2 protein-coding genes and 2 pseudogenes are annotated in these 1,750 nt (G+C 64.2%); 3 read left to right on the forward strand and 1 reads right to left on the reverse strand.

What is annotated here, in order from left to right:
- On the reverse strand, positions 1 to 251 hold a 251-nt coding region (locus ACWD1Z_RS37340), incomplete at its 3' end, for a helix-turn-helix domain-containing protein (RefSeq protein WP_451125355.1).
- Positions 252 to 409: 158 nt separating this feature from the next.
- Between ACWD1Z_RS37340 and ACWD1Z_RS37345 the strand changes: the two are divergent.
- The 3 genes and pseudogenes from ACWD1Z_RS37345 to ACWD1Z_RS37355 form a co-directional block, all read left to right on the forward strand.
- Positions 410 to 541: pseudogene (locus ACWD1Z_RS37345) on the forward strand (transposase); the annotation flags it as partial.
- 289 nt (positions 542 to 830) lie between these two features.
- Entirely contained in the window at positions 831 to 1,466 is a 636-nt protein-coding gene (locus tag ACWD1Z_RS37350; protein ID WP_451125357.1) for a nitroreductase family deazaflavin-dependent oxidoreductase, read from the forward strand.
- Positions 1,463 to 1,750: pseudogene (locus ACWD1Z_RS37355) on the forward strand (hypothetical protein); the annotation flags it as partial. The gene ACWD1Z_RS37350 and the pseudogene ACWD1Z_RS37355, both read left to right, overlap by 4 nt.

Raw genomic sequence — 1,750 nt, forward strand, 5'->3', positions numbered from 1 at the left:
GCGAGAGTGGCCAGGAGCTCGGCAGCCTCCGTGACGTAGCGGTAGGCCGTCGTGGTGCCGACGCCGAACCCGGCCGCGAGCTGGGCATAGGTGTGTCCCACCCGCAGATGGGCGAGGGTGAGCAGGGACTGACGGCCGGCGCTCAGACGCCGCCAACGCGAACCGATCGTACGGCGGTGCCGCCGCAACTGCTGCGTGAGGAAGCGGAGGGCAGAGCTGGACACGTCGACGCCCGACGGGTAAACAAGCACGTGAAGCCTCTGGTGGAGACGGTTCTCTTGGTCGAAAACCCATCTACCAGAGGCTTCACCACGTTGTCAGCCCAACTGCCCCACACCAGAAGCAGGTTGAAAAAGGCTCACTCTGTACTGTGGAGTTACAACGTTCACGCTTCAGTCCCACGGCGCACGCCAGGCACTGGATGCATATCCTCACCGAAATCAAGAACCGCGGTGTGAACGATGTCCGCATGCTGGTCTGCGGCGGGCTGAAGAGCCTGCCTGGCGCGGTCGAGACTGTCTGGCCGCCGACCGTCCACCAGAATCGTAAAGAATCGGTGTGTCGGCGGCCCAGGCGCCACCCTCCTATTTTCGGTTTGGCACGGGCTAACTTTGGGGGTCTGCGGTGTCTATATTCCGATCGCGCTCCTCCGTCCGTGTCCAGTGATTTGCTTGTCCCGTCCGCTATGGGTTTGCCTGTTCACAGCCTGCAGCGCAGGACTCTCCACACCACAATGCGCCGCTGGAAACCGTATGTTTTTCGGATGACGTCCACCTTTTTCCCGGGCGTCTCTCGCAGGAGAAGCAAGTCATATGCCACCAAAACCAGTGATGAGACGCTTCGTCGCCGCTCACGCGGCTGACGGACCCACGGCGGCTCGCAACGTCCTCTGCGTCCGCCCACGGCCCTATTCGTTCCTCGTGTCCTTGTGTGCCACTCGCGGCTTCGCCACCGTGGCCTCCCGGCTGTTGCCCCGTCTCGACCTGCTGGCCCACCGCCTGACCGCAGGGCGCCTTTTGGTCAGCCATATCGCCTTTCCCAGTCTGTTGCTCACCACTACCGGGCACCGCAGCGGGGCCCTCCGAACCGTTCCACTGGTGTGCTTCCCGCACCCTGAAGGCTTCTTCGTCATCGGCACGAATTTCGGTCGGCAGCATCACCCGGCATGGAGCACCAACCTTTTGCACACGCCGGAGGCGTCCATCCACTTCCGGGGTCGGGCCTGCCGTGTGGTGGCGCACCCGCTCATGGCGGACGCCGAGCAAGATGTCCTCGCGGCGTTGCAGAGGACCGGCACAAGCCGCGTATACGAGTCCTATCGACGACGTGCGGGCCGGGAAATCCGGCACTTCGACCTCCGCATCGTCGACGGTGACGGCCGTGTCCCGGACGGGACGGGCCGCTCCTCCGATGCGTTGGTGTCTCCCGCTCAGCCGATCCCGCATGTCCAGCAGAAAGAAGCATGATGAAGGACACGACCCGTTGCGATGACGTGCCCCTGGCTCCAGGCGGCCGCGCACCGTGGGGCCACTTCCCCATGGTGCGCAAGGGTCTGCTGCCTGTCATCGAGGAACTGCGCGAACACGGCCCGCTGCTGAGGATGAAGCTGGGGCCGATGTCACTGGTGGTCATCAATGACGGCAGGCTGATGCGGCAGGTGCTGATGGAGAAGGCTGATGCCTTCGACGGCGGTCGGCAGCGGCTCTCTCTCCTTGACCTCACGCACAAGCCGAACGGCGGCCTGACCGCG

Source organism: Streptomyces sp. NPDC002784, assembly GCF_053592135.1.